Here is a 16,981-nt window from a genome sequence, read left to right on the forward strand (position 1 = left end):
CTTTCAACTTATTACTTGTTTTTATTTTCTGTTTCTATTTAACAGCAAAATAATCACTTTTTTTGTCCAGACCCAAATATTGTACGTGATCCCTTTTTTTGTCCAGACCCAAATATTGTACGTGATCCCTTTTCAATATACTTTAGTACTAACGATAACGGAAAAAGGAAAAAGCAGAAAGGAACAAAGAAATTTACAGCTTGAAATAACAATTCAACAAATAAGCAAATTAACAATAAAACCATAGGCCGATACCATGTTTAACCCGGGCTCGGTTATCTGTTCAAATACAGAAAGCATATCTTGAGTGGAGACATACTCCAAAAGTCTTTGTTAACTACCTAGAATCGTCTATAACTAATGGCTACATCACATTAAAGGGGAATGCAGATATGAAACCGATCATTGAATTTATATCTACTTTTATAAAAGTAAAAAAACAAAGCAATTCAGGAAATTTATCTGTGGATTCACTACTCTCCTATTTTAAGAAAGCCAGCACAGTGGAGTTATAGTAAACAGGAACAGGTAAAACGGTAAAACAAAAAAGCCTGTAAAACATACATTTTACAGGCTTTTAACTTATTTAGTATTTTAAGTAGTCGGGGTGGAGAGATTCGACCCTTATCCTGTAATTGATTGATTTATAATAATACGGTATTGTTATTTCTCTAATTCCCGAATAGTTCACCTTTTATTTAAGTAGATATGTTTCGGTTTGTAGTCCTTTGACAATTACAAAGTTACGAATAATACATTGATTTAGGAGTACAAATAAAGCTAAAATTTATGGTGAGAAAGTATAGTGATTGAATAAAGTGAATTTGTAGAAACTTAATCCACTAAATACTCTTGAATTACATGAAGTGAAATGCCGGAATAATCTGCAAACTCTTTTGAAGTTATAAATTGGTGTTCTTCTTTGCCGAGCTCTTTTCGGATCTTTTGCAATAATCGTTGACCTGACTTTTCACTTTTACCGGTTATTCTTTGTACATCTTTAGGGTAGATGCATACCCTTTCTGTTTTAATACTCATTATACTTTATCACTACTTTAAGTATGGGGATGATATACCTCATCCGTAAGTCTAAGATAGTGAATATGGTTTTTTATAAGGACATTGTGGTATAAAAAAGACATTTAGGGACATATGGGACACCCGAATTTGTAATAGCGCTTTTTTACCATTTACTTTTCTGATGATAATTTAAAAATGAGAATGTTATGGCAAGACAAAAAGGCGTAATTAAGTTGGAAGGACGAATAGGAGATTTGTCTTTTTACAAGAGTGGAGGAGATTACCTGGCACGATCAAAAGGTGGTGTTGATGGTGATCGAATTAAGAATGATCCGGCATTTGCACGTACTCGTGAAAATGGGGAAGAATTTGGTAGGGCAGGAAAAGCGAGTAAGCTTTTACGAAATGCATTGAAAGTGCCTATTTCTAAATCTGCTGATAATCGTGTGGCAAGTAGGTTAACCACTAATTTATTGAAGGTAATTAAAGCGGATACTACCAATAAGCGTGGCGAAAGAACTGTGTTGGCAGGTGATTTATCTTTATTGCAAGGGTTTGAGTTTAACAGAAACAACGGTTTGGATGACATGGTTAAAGTTGCACATACTGTTGGTTTTGATCGTGCCACCGGACAAGCAACCGTTGTAGTAGATTTTGCTAATCCAAGCCTTGAACTGGTAAAAGTTGAAGGAGGAGATGTAGTGCGATTTACTGTTGGAGTTGCAGCTGTTGATTTTGAGAATAATGAGTATGAAGTTGATGTGGTACAATCAGACGCAGTAGCAACTGGTTCTACAGATCCTGTTGAAGTGAATATTACCTCATCTGTTTCTGCAGGAAGTACATTACCTGTATTTGTTGTATTAGGAGCAGAGTATTACCAGGAGGTTAATGGTGAGTATTACCTGATCAATAGCCAGGAGAGTAGAGCTTTGGCAATGATTGCAATTGATACTCCATAATTTTAATTAGCAGTTTATATAAGCAGTTATGGCAGATATACAACAAAATGGGAAGATAGGATTTTTAGGAGGGTGTTTTGTGACGTTAGGTAAAAGTTTGTTTCTCTCTGATTTATTAGAAACGGTTGTATTTGCTGCTATAGGAACTGTGGTAAGTTACTTTGTATCTATGTTGCTAAAATATTGGTTTGGTAGGAAGAAAGACGTTTAGTTTTTCTTTGTTGTAAGTTAGGTTTGTGGTCATGAGGTCCTTGCAGAAATGTAAGGACCTTTTGTTGTTTATGGTGGATTGTGACGTAAGGATAATTATTACGAAATTATAGCTGTCATATTATTTGTAGTTATTTATAAGAATTCCTATTGAAAAATTTATGTATATGTTTAATTTTGTGGAAAATTAGATGTTTATTAGTATTGTTTAGTTATTGATTAAATACTGAATAGTATAAAAGATCATTTTCTTGGAGTTATAGTTATTAATTGAGATACTTTAGATTTATAATAAGTTTTAATAATGCTTCGAGATAAAAATTAGAGTTAAGATAAGGATGACAAAAATTGCATTATTGAGCGATATACATTTTGGGAAATTGTCAAGGACAAAGGATTTTGCAGTGCCAGGAGAGCCTCTTCCTTCAATGGAACAAGGAGAGAAATCTTTGAAGGCTGAATTAATTAACACTCTAAAGAATGAAAAAGTTAATTTTTTAATTGTTGCTGGGGATTTAACATCAATAGGTAGTCCAAATGAATTTAAATATTGTAAGGATGCCATATTAGAAATAGCGAATGAGATAAATTTACACGATTCGGAAGTTATTATTTCTTTAGGAAATCATGATATTAATTGGAATATTTTGGGCATAGATATGGAGTGTTCTAGTGAAAATCCTGAATGTAAAAGTAATCATACTAATGGGTATCTTGCAGTTGCAGGTTCTGTGGCAAATTATTGGTTAGGTGATAGTTTTAAATATGAGAAAGAAGGTCCAGCTCCATATTCTGGAGTGAAGGAATTTGATGATGTAATTTTCTTTACATTGAATTCTGGTTGGAGATGTTCAAAAGACGATGCAATAAAACAAGGGAAACTTGATACCGAGCAATTAGATTGGATTTCAAAAGAGCTATATAATTATAAGGATAATACTAAATGGAAAATATTGGTATTACATCATCACCCATTTAATTATCCATATCAAATACCAGTTAGTGAACATTCAGTTTTATCAGAGGGTCCAGAACTCCTAGAATGTATTGGCAAATATGGTGTTAATATTGTTTGTCATGGACATAGACATCATCCACGAATAAAAAATAGAATTGAGAATGGTTGGAAAAATCCAGTTACCTTTGTTTCTGCAGGGAGTTTATCTGTTGCTTCAAATCATAGATCAAATGGCGAAATCCCTAATCTTTTTCACATAATAGAATTAACAGAAAACAGAACCTTATATATAAGGACATATCAATATAAAACTATTAATGGATGGAAACCAATAACATTTGATGAGGGTTTGTTACCAATAGATTTTGAAATGTTTTTTGAAAAACCCTATGGGGAAGAAGAGTGTTATGAAGAGTTGAAAGAACTGTGCAATTTGAATGGAGCCGATAATAAACGACTACCAGAATGGCGAAAATTACCTTCGTCATTAAAGTCTATTCCATTGAAAGAATTAAATAGTAAGATTGAAGAATTTTGTAATAACTCAGGGAATAAATTTTTCGGTCCTTATCCAAATACAAATGTTGCAATTTTAAAGGATATATAATGATTCCATTAATAAATAAGTTTAAAGGATGTGATAAAGAAAATCCCTTTAAAGATAGTCAGGCAAAGAATTTTTCTAATAAAAAACTTATGACAGAGTTTTGTCCTACATCATTTTTTTGGAGTCTTTTTAATGACCAGCATGAGGTACTTGTGGGAACAAGAGGAAGTGGTAAGACAATACTTTTAAGGATGATGCAATATTCATTATTGAGACATATAATTCATCCAGAAGCTAAAAGAATTGTTTCAAGTAGAAGATATTTTGCATTATATGTCCCAACAAATATTGAATTTTTAAGAACTATAAATCCATCTGATCTATCCTATAAATCAAGAACAGAATTTTTTCAGTTTGGATTTAATTGTTTTTTAGCCCAGACCTTTCTAACTGAAATTTATTCCGTACTACAAGATATTAGAACTGATTTTATTGAACAATCAAAATTAGAATTAAGTTTAGCAAAGAAAATATCAAGGATGTGGTTTCCTGATATGCAACCTTGTGCAACATTTAAGGAATTAAAGTTTCAATTAGGAAGTATGTATCATAATTTTAATTTTCACAAGGAAACCGATCTAAGTTCTGTGCCACTAGTTTTTTCAAAACCCATAGGTACTCCTATTCAAAGTGTATCAGGACATATTTATCAAGATCTAGAAATGGAAGAAGAACCAAAATGGTTACTATGTATTGACGAAGCGGATTTTCTTGATGAAGATCATTTGAAATGTATAAATACTTTATTTAGGACTTATTCTCAGAATATTGTGATTAAAATGGCAACATTACCATTTAGACATATTACGAGAGAAACTTCAATAGAAGGTGAATACGCAGAACCCAATGGAAATGATTTTAATTATCGATCTATAGCATTTCAGCCTGATGGAGAAGATTTTAAAAAAATAACAAATCAACTTTGTGAGAATAGAATTAATAAAGTACTAACAGGAGAAGTCCTCACCGGAGTATCTCTTGAGGGCCTGATAGGATTTGAAGGAGGAGATCATTTAATTGATTATTATAAAAAAGAAATTGATAATACTGAAATAACCAGGGAAGAAATTGAATTGGGTATTGTCAATCAATTTTCAGAAAAAAGAAAATCTCAGGCTTTAAAAAACGGAATAGGAAGTGGTAAGAACTTGAAACCTGTATATAATAAGTTTGCACCGATATATTTCTTGCGAGAGATGTATAAAAAAAATTCAATTGGAGCTAATGTAGCAGGATTTTATGCTGGACCTAACATGATTAGAAAAGTTTCAGAAGGGAATCCTCGAATATTTCTTCAAATAATGAATCAAATTTTTGAAGAGGGTATGAAAACAAGATTAACACCCAAAAAACAAACTCAAATATTACAAAAATATGCAAATCAACATGTTGAAATAACAGAGAGATTACCGGAAAGAGGTAAAGATTTAGCAGAGATTTTGGAAAAAATATGCAGTTATATTAAACAACGAACACATAATGATGCGTTGTCAGATGTAGGTAATGATTTTCTTCTTGAAGAAAATGAGATTAATAATAAGCAGTTAGTTAAAGCTTTAGAACTAGGTTGTGCCTATTCAAGGCTTAAAGTGGATGAGAACTCCTTAATTTCAGAGATTTCTACTAAAACAGTGTTTACGCTTTCAAATTTGTACGCATTGATGTATTGGATTCCAATGAGAAATGGTGGTAATACTTTGATATGGAATAAGGAAAAATCACAACAGGTTAATGTAAAATCCTACAAGTTAGATAATTTGCAAACTTCATTCAAATTCGAATAGATGAATATTTCAATAAATACAGAAATAAAGTCAGATCTTGCAGATGTTTCACTTTTTATTTGTGCTGTTGGTTTTGAAGAAAGGTCAATTTATCATTTTAAAAAATTAATAAATGAAAATAAAATAACTAAGACGGATATTCTATGTTTTTCGTTTAATGATTTTATTGATGAAATATCAGTAAAGAACAAAGATATATTAAGAGAATTCGGTGTGGAATTAATTGATGTTTCAAAAAATGAAAAAGATGAAATTATTGATGAGATAAAAAAAAGAATAGAATCTCTTAGATGTAATTTAGATTCTCTAAATATTCATATTGATTATTCTTCCATGCCAAGAAATTGGTATTGTAATATATTTCTAAGTTTAATTAATATTCTTGGAGAAAATGATAAAGTCTTTTATTGGTATTCACATGGTGATTATTCTTCAAATTTAGAACATTGTTCAACTGCAGGAACAGATGATATCACTGTATTTGCAGGTAAAGCCTCAATAAATCCATTAAAGAGAAGCCATATTTTTGGAATTGGTTTTGATCGAATAAAGACAGATGCAATTAGGACTATATTAGATCCTTCAACTTTAGTTATTTGTTATACTTATCCAGAAGATAAACCAGATATGAACTCCCATTTAGTTGAGGAACATAAGTATTTATTTGATTCAGCTGCATTGTCATTTTCTCTTCCAATAGAAGATTATAGTTTCATGGTCAATAGGTTGACCGATATTGCTCTTGATTTGAAAGACAGCGGTGATGTTATCTTAGTACCAGATGGACCAAAACCATTAATTTTAGCTTGTTCAATCATTCCAATATTATTGAAAAAAGAGGGAATAATTGCCATGCATATTCAAAGTCATAGTAACTTTAAACCTGAAAATATAAAAGCAACAGGTAAAATATCAGGATTTAGTGTCACAAGGAATTAAAATAGAGTCATGTATGCCATTTTTGAAATGGCCAGGAGGAAAAAGATGGCTTGTGCCTATTTTAAAAGAAGTACAAGCGTATAATGGACTAAGTAAATATTATGAACCGTTTCTTGGTGGTGGGGCTATTTTTTTTTCTATAAATTCCTCTTCTGCTCATTTATCAGATTCAAATAGAGAACTAATTAATACGTATGTGATGGTACGTGATTATCCTGAGGAACTGTTGAATTTAATACAAGAAATGCCTCAAGATAAAGAAAGCTATTATAAAATTAGGTCAACAGAATATAATTCTAATGTTAAAAAGGCCGCTCAGTTTTTATATTTAAATAGATTAGCTTTTGGAGGAATGTATAGGGTAAACCTACAAGGTAAATTTAATGTTCCATATGGAGGAAATCGAAAAGTAGATATACTTTGGACCAGAAATTTAATAAAAAATGCTTCTGAAAAATTACAGGGCGTCACAATAAATTGTTCTGATTTTGAATCTATTTTGCATATGGCAAAAAAAGGCGATTTTGTTTATTGTGATCCTCCTTATACAGTTGCTCATAATTTGAATGGTTTTCAAAGGTATAATGAAAATATATTTAGTTGGCAAGATCAGGTTCGTTTATATGAATGTTGTTTTAAGGCAGCTAAACGTGGTGTTAAGATTCTTGTAAGTAATGCAGCACATGAAAGTGTAAAGGATTTATATAAATCGGTTGATTTTAAGGTTGTTAATCGATATTCTGGATTGAGTAAATTATCTGCTTCAAGAAAAAGGATCGATGAATATTTGTTTTTATTTAATATTTAAGCCTTTTCATTAGATAAAATCGATGTAAAATTATATACTCTTTTGTAGGAATGTTATTCATATTAAACTTGTTTGTCAATTATGTATTGATTATGTTGTCCTTAAAGTAAATCATCCAATTAAAAATAAAATGAAAAGAATATGTAAGCTGTACATCTTTACATTTTATTTTTTCTCAGCCTGGGGGTTTGGGGCGATGGTAATGAATGCCCCCAATAAAACCTGATATGCGAAGCATGCCCTAGGCATTTGGGGGAGGAGCAAGATATGGTTGGAACGGGAAAAGTTGGTATATGGGGGTGGGAACAATATGGACTTTCTGCGATGACAGATGTAAATGTAGCACTAAAATAAGATTACATATAGAAAAACATAAGCCGGTGATAAGACCACAGCAAAAGGGGTGGTGGTCGGGGTTTGGTGGATAGATACTAAAGGGGCTGATAAGCTCCTTTGCCATTGGTAATTGGGAAGACAAACAGCTTATTAAAAAATATTAGATGAGGTAAGGCTTGTGTGATTTTTTAATGGGCTGTTTGTGTGTGATGGCGTGCGTCGGGGAACTCTGGCTGTGGGGCTCATTAACATAATGCCGCTATAGGACTGCCGGATATATTAGGTTTACGCAATTGAAGATAGGCAAGTTATATAGGGACGCATTATGTTATTGTAGCTTAGGGGTGCTGTTTTTGGCGTTGCTTTTGCTAGTGTACAGCTTTTAAAACTTTGGAGTAAATATGTTGAAGTGAGGTACGAAAAGAAACTATTTACGAGAAAGGATTAAAGGCTATGGGATTGCGCCAAGTTCACTTGGGGCTCGGTTTTTAAGGCATTTTTAGTTGTGAGGTACGAACAGTGGAATGACTTAAATACCGAATGTGTGTATGGCGCTGATTACAAATCAAGCTCCAGCAATAGTTGTTAATTGAGCGCCATTAGGGCAAAAGATATGACAAAAACAGCACCAGAAGGGATGGGAAGTGGCAAACATGGATTGAATAGAATTTTGGATGAAGAATAGTGTGTGGGTAAAAACAGCTTTTGCCATTGACTAAGCAAGCTGTGAATTTGAAATGGCAATTGCTGATTGCTAAAATGAGGTTTTTGAATGGAACGTAGTGAAGTGAAAATACCGGGATGTGTGGAGGCACTGATTATAAATCAAGCACCAATAAAGAAGAGTTGTTTGTCACTTTTGAGGTGTTAGGAGTGAATGGCCATTACCAGAACGAATACACCCTTTATACAGAAGCGTGGGAAAAGGGGTATTTAGGGTGAATGAGTGATGGTGTATTGGTATTTTAAGGATAAAATTATATATTCGTGTATAACTCATAGTTTAGGGTTAGGTTTGGTTAAAGATTGAAAGCCACTGTCAGAACGTTTGATAGTGGCTTTTTTTATTAGATTTTCTAAAATTTATTCTAGTTCCGGATGTTCTTTCTCTGTACTTTAAGTTTCTTTAAATATCTTTTCACAACCTGCTTTTTGTAAAGCTTCAGTTTGCATTTCTAATTTTTGGTCTTTTGTAGAAACCCTTGCATAACCTATTTTCATATGTTTATATTTTGGTTTTGATTGTCACATGGAACTCACAATAAAAATCCATGATGAAATAGAAAATATTCATAATTTTAATGTCTTGTTAGTTCCCTTTTTTAATTTTTAAAGAAAAAAAGGACATGTTATTGAGAAATAATACCACTAATAATAATACATAAAATCGTTACGAGGCACTAAGTGATTAAATATCACATATAAACAATTATTAATTCTTTCGTAATAATAATTTTCCAAATCTACATTATCAGGCAATACCAACTGCGAATTTTCTTGTTCACCTGCTTTTTCCAACTGAGTATCCAACATTAATGAAAATGATTGAATAGACAATGAATGTATTTCTTTATTAATTTCTAATTTGATATTATCAACAAAACCCCGAATTATTACAATAAAGTTATGATCCGTATATTTTGTCTGTATCTCAATTGAATTAATTCCTTTTATTACAAGGGCATTATTATATATTTCTGTCATATTATTGATTTTAATTATCTTTTTCAACTACAAACTATGAGGGTGTCGTTTTCAGTTACCTTTCAAGTCATCACAAATCGGATTTCAGCTAACAAAAGAAAGATACTTGGACATACAAAAAACTATCTTGAAGAAGGATAGCTTGCTTATTCAGACACCCTCATACACATATTTACTAAACCCTAAACCAGATACTATTTAAACCTAATTTGTGTACTACCAAGATATTCATCGCTATTACATATTTTAATCGTATATGTACCTTTTTGCAGTTTGTAATCAGGTTTAAATATCATCTCAACTCTCTTTGAATCTAAATCTCCATTACCTAAACTACTAGCTATAAGTTTGGATGTTTCTTCCTGATAGATGATAGACACATTTTTACTTGTGCTGCTTGAAAATTCGTTTCCTTTCGGATCGATTAAAGTAAAATGAACATCATTTGCAACATCAATTGGTAGATCAAAACTGATTGATAATCTCTTTGTACGCTTACCTTTAATTGTCAGATGATCATTTATCCCACTAAAAGCTTCAATTCTATAATTATCAGCCACCATTCCTTTTAAAAAAGAATTATCTCTAGTTAAATCCTGATTCTCTTTTTGTATTTTACTTAATAATTCATTTATCTTATCTAATTCGTTTTTTAGATTGTTTGAGCAATCGTTTTTTGTTTAAGTTCTTCATTTAGCCTTTTGGGGATTTCTTCAAATTCTGCCAGTTTATTTTTAAGTTTAGCTGCAGTACCCTTTTCCTTTATTAAAAGATTTATTTCATTTTGCTTAACCATCAATTCATTTGTAATTTTTCTGATAACATCTTCTTGTTGATTAGTCTTATTTGAAAAATCCAAAACCTTATCTTTTAACATAGAATCATTCTCATCTAATTTCATTTTTTCAGAAAGTAACATTTCATTGCGGATTCTTTCTTGATAAAGATCATTTTTAGGGTGGTGGTGTGAAATGTATAAAATGCAGGATATTAACGTAATACCTGTCGGTGACGAGATCAGTACTACGTTTGATTTATTTGAAGTTATATTCATGATATCTCGATTTATATTATATTATTATATAAATCGAAAATAGTTTGTGAAAATTAAGTCCGATTAAAACTGAAATTAAAATACAATTAAAAAGATTATACAATTAAAGGGAAACAAATCGTAATAGTCGTCCCTGTATTTACCTGTGAATCTATTTTTATCTCGCCTTTATGCAGTTTAACAATCTTATCCACAAGCGACAAACCTATTCCATGTCCTTGTGTTTGTAGTACATCTTTAGCACGATAGAATGGTTGATAAATATGTTTTAGATCGGCATCAGATATACCAATGCCCTTATCAGCAAACTCTATAACTACATATTTTTCCAATTCAGAACTTATGTTAATTCTAACTGTATTTGAAGGTGAGTATTTACACCCATTATCCATTAAATTTAAAAAAGCAGTTTTTAATAGCATAGAGTTGCCAAAAACCAGCAATTTATTTTCCGAGTCTATCTCTTCTGAGAAGGATATTTCAATTGAATAATTTGATTTTCGTTTAATTAATTCCTGTCTCGACTGCCATAATAAGTCATCAACCCTGCAATGAGAAAAATTTAAGTCGCTAAAATCAGAACTTGCCTGAGCCAATAATAAAAGTTGATTCGAGAATTCAGACAGCTTTTTTAGCTCTTCCAGTGTGGATTCAATAATTCTTTTATACTCTTCATTTTTTCTTTCTTTAAGTAACATAACTTCCAGTTGTCCGGAAAGAACTGTAAGCGGTGTTCTTAGTTCATGAGAAGCATTATTTATAAAGTTTTTTTGCATGTTATACACAGATTCCAGACGTCTTAAAAAACGGTTAAAAGTTTGAGATAATTTAGATATTTCATCAGTACCATTACCTTCGTTTAATTGTATTCCTATCTGAGAGGGCTTAATATGGTCTACTTCATCAATCAAATTGGCTAAGGGTTTAAGAGCATTACGGGCAAAAATACGGCCAGCCAGAAAGACCACCAACATACCTGAAACATATACTATAATCAGAATCAACCCCAGACGTTTCAGTTTCTTCATTCCAAAAATATCCTCTGCGGCTACAAATACAACTATCTTGTCGTTCTGACCTTTATGATAATATCCTACAATCTCCTCTTTTTTAAACCTAAATCTCACTTCATTCGAAATTCTGACAATATTAAGTAATTCAACTGAATAGTGATCAGACTCCTCCATCTCTGATGAAAATAGTGAACGGTTTAATTTATCGTAAATATTCACCTTTTCATTTGGCAAACTTAATGGGTTATTTTGTTCTATTTTGCGCAATACTTCCTTATCTATTTCATCAATATCCACAAGCATCTGAGCGATGGATTTGGCTTTACTTGATAAACGATCATAAAACTCTTCTTTACGTGTTTCGGAAAATGAAATGTAAATAGCAGTAATGGTTAACAAGTAAATAAGTGCAACGATAATAACAAATTGAAGCGTAATTTTTTTACGTATTTCCATAGTTAGTTAACAGGTAATGAAAATGAGAAAATAGAACCTTTTGTATTATTAGGACCAGCATATATTTTACCCTTATGCAAATCGACAAATTCTTTACATAAGATTAATCCCAGTCCACTAACCTTTCCTTCTTGATTTCCTATATTCCTAAAATCCTCGTCTATTTTAAAAAGTTTGTAGTAGTCTCCCGAAGTAATTCCTCTGCCATTATCAATAACAGAAACTTCCACATAATTTTGTGTAAGATTTGTTTTAATCTCAATTAAGCCACCATCGGAAGTAAATTTAATTGCATTACCTAAAAGGTTTCTGATAACCGTAGCAATCATGTTTTTATCTGCATCAATCTCTATATGTTCAAAGGGGAGCTTCAATAAAATATTTTTATTGACAACTGAATCATTATAAAACTCAGCAACTTCTTTAATAACCAGGTAAAGATCAAATTTTTCTTTTTTAAGTTTAAGCACACCGGTTTGACTATTTGCCCAATTTAAAAGGTTGTTGAGTAAATTATAAGTTTTGGTAGTGGTTGCTTCAATACTTTGCATAAAATCTTTAATAAGTCGATCACGGTTTTTATGACCTTCAAGTCCGTTATGAAAAGCTGATAAGTTCATTAAAAATTGAAAAGGAGAACGCAGGTCATGTGCAATAATTGAGAAAAATTTATCTTTTAACCGATTGCTATCTTCTAACTGATTAACCAAAAATTTTCTTTTCTTTATCTGGTTTAATAACACCAAAAAACAAACAAGTAAAATAATAATGGCAATACTGTAAACAAAGATGATAAAATATTCAGATCGGTAAGCATTCATTTCTGTATTTGACCTAAAATGCTTGAATTTTTGTTCTATTCGGGTTTCAAGTGATTTATTAATGTTTGACAAACTACTAAAAACAGTTTCACTATATAATTCTATATCATCATCTGAATTCTTTATTCCAAGGCTATCAATCATAATCATGGAGTCAAGATGATGATAATTGATCTCCATCAAATGATAAATTGTATCAACAGTTTCACTGGTCATTATGTCTGTAAAGTCAGCATAATTGAATTTATGAAGCAGTTCAAAGTTTTTATGTTTTGATTGTTGATACTGCACTAAATACTTTGATTCGTCAGTTAAAGAATAATCTTTTTGATAAATTATAGAAGTGCGTAACCCAATTCTGAGTTCTTCAAGATTTTCATATATCGATGTTAATCTTGATATTTCCTTACTCTCCTTTACAATATTTGCAGTAAACCGATACATCATGAAACCGGTAAAAACTAAAACCAGAAACGAAAAAAAGAATAACAAGTAAAGACTAAACCATTTTTTTGCGTAATAACTATTATAAATGGACCTTCGCATCTTAATCCAAATTTTTAAAAATATACCTTTTTTATTAATGATCGCTCAATATGTAGCCCATACCTATTTTTGTATGGATTAACTTTTTTTCGAAGGATTTGTCAATTTTCTTTCTAAGAATATTGATATAAACATCTACCACATTTGTGCCTGTGTCAAAATTAATATCCCAAACTTTTTCTGCTATATCTAATCTGGTTAGTACTTTATCTTTATTCTTCATCATATATTCAAGCAAATGAAACTCTTTTGCAGTCAACTCTATAGAAATATCACCTCTCAAAGCAATTCTTTTATCCAAATTAAGAATCAAATCAGCCACTTTTAAGGTGTTGGATGTTTGAAAAAGCCCTTTGTTTCGCTTGGTTAGAGACTTAATTCTGGCCAACAGTTCTTTAAATTCAAATGGTTTAACCAGATAATCATCGACCCCATTGTCAAATCCATTGATTTTATCATCCATTGTTCCTAAGGCTGTCAACATAAGGATTGGTACATTATTATTATGTTCCCTGATATTTCTTAAAACCTCAAATCCATTTTTTAATGGAAGGATCACATCCAGAAGAATCAGATCATGACCTCCCCTTATGGCTAAACGCTCACCCAGTTGCCCATCGTAAGCTATTTCAGTCATATATCCTTGTTCTTCCAATCCCATTTTCAAAAACTCTACTACTTTAGGTTCGTCTTCGATAATTAATATCTTCATTATGGTATTATTTTGTAGGTGAATATAAGGATATGTTTTTCTAATATATAACAACAATATATAGATATTATTCCCATTAAATACATTTTAAATATATACATTGCGTAATATATTTTTTTAATAAAGACCACAAAATGAAAGTACTTCGTCATTTATTACCCATTATAATTTTTCTAGGCATTCCTCTTGCCACAATGTCACAAAGTAACGAAGAAATTGCTATTAAAATCAAGGAATTTAAATCTGATATAAAGGGACCTTACAAAGATATTCGTTGGTTTTGTCCTGATGGCTCAGTAGTACCTCCACAACAAAGATGTCCGGATAAAGGAGGCGTTCAGAGAGCCCGATATAAAGACTATATTGTTGAGCTTCAAAAAAATCAACATCTGTATTTAGGCCAAATTTTATCTACTACAAATAATGAAGAATTTTGGGATGCCGGATATGAAAATTCAAGGTTAAAACAATACCAACTTGAAAAATACCTGAGAAGTATTGATAATGGATGGATTAACAGAAAAGCACAATTTTACAGAGGTGCTTATCAAGCTGAAGATGAAGACAATTGGGGGATTGACTTTTTTAAATATGTTTTAAGCGATGATGAAAATCTAAAACAACATTATTTTTTAATCCGACAGGCGATAAAAGATATTCCTCACCGTATTGATGATAATTTATCTCAGAACATACGCTTAATTTCTAAAGAAATATCTGATACTGTGGCTTCATTTCTTAATATCAGAGTAAAAATTCATGGACAACCGGATGAAAGCGATATTAATGAAGTTCGTAACTATCTCTTAAAAAATAAGTCTCAACTGTCACCTGAAATTATTGCAAAGCTTGAAAAGTTGATTAAATCAATGGATCAGCTATACCATCAGGATCATGTCGGAGTGGTAAAAATGCTTTCTGGAAAAATTGCGTCAAGTGAATTAAAAGTTTCCATTGGTACTTATAATACCGAATTACAAAAATCTAAATCGTCAGATGAAAAGTTTAGAGTTGCAACACAAATGCTTGTTTTCGTAAGAAATCAAATAAATACCAAAATAAAAGCTAATGACAGACTTTTATTATTGGATATATCTTTAAAATTGGAAGAAATATTACGTAATGAATCTCCAAAAATTGTTTGTAAAACCACAGGAGAACAGGTACAAATAATAGAATTATTTTTTGATGCGGTTTATGGTTGCGGATACATAGAAGAATGGGAATGGAACACCATAAAAAAAGATATGATAACCATAAGTAACGAATCCGTTACTGTTAATGAATTAAATAAGTTCTACAGAAGTTCCTTGTCTGTAATTGAATGGTGCAGTAGTCAGTATAGTTCCAGTTATGACGCCACCATTGAACGTTTCACAACTTTTGAACCCTTGGTTAATGGTTTTATTGACGAAAAAATAAGAAACAGTTGTTTATTAATGATGGGGCAACAAATTGAACCACTAAATAAACTGGTTGCTGACAAACTGGGTAATTCCAATATCATATTAAACACAACAAATGGCTCTCAAGCAAGGGGTTTGAATCCCGGTTATGCTAAAGGAAAACTGCTTATTATATCTAATAATGAAGAATTAAAGGATGTAAATAGCAATTGTATATACGTATTTAACAGGCCACCGGCTGATTTAAAACCTGTTGCCGGTATCATGACAATTACCGAAGGTAATATGGTTTCGCATGTGCAGCTTTTAGCCAGAAATCTTGGAATTCCGAATGCTGTAATCACACCTTCTTTGCTTAACGAACTGAAATCATTTAATGCACAAGAGGTGTTTTATGCTGTGAAAAAAGATGGTTCAATTATTATGAAATTGCAGTCGGAAATGAGTTCGCAGGAACAATTACTATTTACAAAAACAACAAAACAGGTAAAACAAGAAAAAGTCAGAGTTCCACTAGATAAAATGAAGCTTGATCAAACTTCAATTTTAAAAATGAAAGATCTTAATGCGACTCATTCAGGCATTTATTGCGGACCTAAAGCTGCAAACCTGGCTCAGCTTAAATTATTGTTTCCTGACAATGTTGTTAATGGTTTGGTTATTCCTTTTGGTATTTTTAAAAACCACCTGAATCAAACAATGCCTGGTAAACAAATTTCGTATTGGCAATATCTGAATCAGATTTTTAAGCAGGCAGAAAGCATGAAAAACAATAACCAATCAGATTCTGATATTGAAATTTATATAATGAAAGGTCTGGACGAAATAAGAAACGCCATAAAAAACATCACGTTTCTTCCTTCTTTTATTAAGGATTTGCAACAAAACTTCACTCAGGTATTTGGTCAAAACATTGGTAGTATTCCTGTATTTTTAAGAAGCGATACCAACATGGAAGATCTGAAGGAATTTACTGGTGCAGGGCTTAATCTGACACTTTTTAATGTGCTGGATGAACAATCTATTCTGCAAGGCATAAGAGATGTTTGGGCATCTCCATATACCGAAAGAAGTTATAAATGGCGTCAAAAGTTTCTTTTAAATCCGGAAAATGTTTTTCCATCCATACTCATTATTCCTAGTGTAAATGCAGATTGCTCTGGTGTTATCATTACAAAAAATGTTATTAATGGCAGTTCTGATGGAATGACATTGGCTTTCAATAAAGGTGTTGGTGGTGCTGTAGAAGGTCAGTTATCTGAAACCTGGGTGGTATCAAATGGCAATAATCAATTGGTTTCTGTTGCACGCGAACCTGAAAAAACTACTTTACCCAAAACAGGTGGAGTTGAAAAGAAACAAGTTGCCTTTAATCAACGTGTATTGTCTGATGCTGATCTGAACCAGTTAAAAAAAATAGTAGATTCAGCTATTATTAAATTAAGAGCTTCTGCCGGCATTGAAAAAAATGTTCCATTCGATATAGAACTTGGCATAAAAGATGGCAAAATATGGTTATTTCAGGTAAGACCATTTGTGGAAAATAAAAATGCTTTTGCTACAGAATACTTATCAGGTAAACAAACACCTGTTGGTACTGCTTTAATAAAACTAACTGACTCTATAAAAAATAAATAATTGAGAA

15 protein-coding genes are annotated in these 16,981 nt (G+C 31.6%); 7 read left to right on the top strand and 8 right to left on the bottom strand.

Features of this window, described 5'->3' with window-relative positions; translation table 11 throughout:
- Positions 1-834: 834 nt before the first annotated feature.
- The gene (locus tag OM075_RS17010; RefSeq protein ID WP_301191738.1) at positions 835-1,038 is read right to left on the bottom strand and encodes a hypothetical protein; all 204 of its coding nucleotides are present in this window, start codon (positions 1,036-1,038) and stop codon (positions 835-837) included.
- Positions 1,039-1,226: 188 nt separating this feature from the next.
- Here OM075_RS17010 and OM075_RS17015 point away from each other — a divergent pair, with 188 nt between their 5' ends.
- From OM075_RS17015 to OM075_RS17040, 6 genes are all read left to right on the top strand, one after another.
- Positions 1,227-1,982 carry a hypothetical protein gene (locus OM075_RS17015; RefSeq protein ID WP_301191739.1) on the top strand — a complete coding sequence of 252 codons (756 nt, stop codon included), beginning with the start codon at positions 1,227-1,229 and terminating at the stop codon, positions 1,980-1,982.
- A 28-nt stretch (positions 1,983-2,010) separates the two neighbouring features.
- The gene (locus OM075_RS17020) at positions 2,011-2,193 is read left to right on the top strand and encodes a hypothetical protein (protein WP_301191740.1); all 183 of its coding nucleotides are present in this window, start codon (positions 2,011-2,013) and stop codon (positions 2,191-2,193) included.
- 355 nt (positions 2,194-2,548) lie between these two features.
- A complete protein-coding gene (locus OM075_RS17025; RefSeq protein WP_301191741.1) occupies positions 2,549-3,757 on the top strand; it encodes a metallophosphoesterase family protein in 1,209 nt (402 codons plus the stop codon).
- Positions 3,757-5,541: an ORC-CDC6 family AAA ATPase gene (locus OM075_RS17030; RefSeq protein ID WP_301191742.1), complete on the top strand. Its 1,785-nt coding sequence runs from the start codon at positions 3,757-3,759 to the stop codon at positions 5,539-5,541. The genes OM075_RS17025 and OM075_RS17030 overlap by 1 nt, the downstream gene beginning before the upstream one ends.
- Positions 5,542-6,480, top strand: a complete 939-nt coding sequence (locus OM075_RS17035) for a hypothetical protein (RefSeq protein ID WP_301191743.1) — start codon at positions 5,542-5,544, stop codon at positions 6,478-6,480.
- A gap of 13 nt (positions 6,481-6,493) precedes the next feature.
- Positions 6,494-7,288, top strand: coding sequence for a DNA adenine methylase (locus tag OM075_RS17040; RefSeq protein ID WP_301191744.1), 795 nt, complete (start codon positions 6,494-6,496; stop codon positions 7,286-7,288).
- A gap of 1,452 nt (positions 7,289-8,740) precedes the next feature.
- On the opposite strand, the gene OM075_RS17045 is transcribed toward OM075_RS17040, so the two are convergent.
- The 7 genes from OM075_RS17045 to OM075_RS17075 all read right to left on the bottom strand — a co-directional run bounded on the left by OM075_RS17045 (position 8,741) and on the right by OM075_RS17075 (position 13,930).
- Positions 8,741-8,845, bottom strand: a complete 105-nt coding sequence (locus OM075_RS17045) for a recombinase family protein (RefSeq protein ID WP_435873482.1) — start codon at positions 8,843-8,845, stop codon at positions 8,741-8,743.
- Positions 8,846-8,992: 147 nt separating this feature from the next.
- Positions 8,993-9,328, bottom strand: a complete 336-nt coding sequence (locus OM075_RS17050) for a hypothetical protein (RefSeq protein ID WP_301191745.1) — start codon at positions 9,326-9,328, stop codon at positions 8,993-8,995.
- Positions 9,329-9,522: 194 nt separating this feature from the next.
- Complete coding sequence (locus OM075_RS17055) at positions 9,523-9,891, bottom strand: DUF8428 domain-containing protein (RefSeq protein ID WP_301191746.1); 369 nt, start codon at positions 9,889-9,891, stop codon at positions 9,523-9,525.
- A gap of 89 nt (positions 9,892-9,980) precedes the next feature.
- The gene (locus OM075_RS17060; RefSeq protein WP_301191747.1) at positions 9,981-10,382 is read right to left on the bottom strand and encodes a hypothetical protein; all 402 of its coding nucleotides are present in this window, start codon (positions 10,380-10,382) and stop codon (positions 9,981-9,983) included.
- Between the two features lie 95 nt (positions 10,383-10,477).
- On the bottom strand, positions 10,478-11,851 hold the full coding sequence (locus tag OM075_RS17065; protein ID WP_301191748.1) for a HAMP domain-containing sensor histidine kinase: 1,374 nt from the start codon (positions 11,849-11,851) through the stop codon (positions 10,478-10,480).
- A gap of 2 nt (positions 11,852-11,853) precedes the next feature.
- On the bottom strand, positions 11,854-13,218 hold the full coding sequence (locus OM075_RS17070; RefSeq protein WP_301191749.1) for a sensor histidine kinase: 1,365 nt from the start codon (positions 13,216-13,218) through the stop codon (positions 11,854-11,856).
- Between the two features lie 34 nt (positions 13,219-13,252).
- On the bottom strand, positions 13,253-13,930 hold the full coding sequence (locus OM075_RS17075) for a response regulator (RefSeq protein WP_301191750.1): 678 nt from the start codon (positions 13,928-13,930) through the stop codon (positions 13,253-13,255).
- Between the two features lie 134 nt (positions 13,931-14,064).
- Here OM075_RS17075 and OM075_RS17080 point away from each other — a divergent pair, with 134 nt between their 5' ends.
- Positions 14,065-16,974 carry a PEP/pyruvate-binding domain-containing protein gene (locus OM075_RS17080; protein WP_301191751.1) on the top strand — a complete coding sequence of 970 codons (2,910 nt, stop codon included), beginning with the start codon at positions 14,065-14,067 and terminating at the stop codon, positions 16,972-16,974.
- Positions 16,975-16,981: the final 7 nt, after the last annotated feature.

It is taken from the genome of Plebeiibacterium sediminum (assembly GCF_026013605.1).
GTDB classification, from domain to species: Bacteria; Bacteroidota; Bacteroidia; order Bacteroidales; family Marinilabiliaceae; genus Saccharicrinis; species Saccharicrinis sediminus.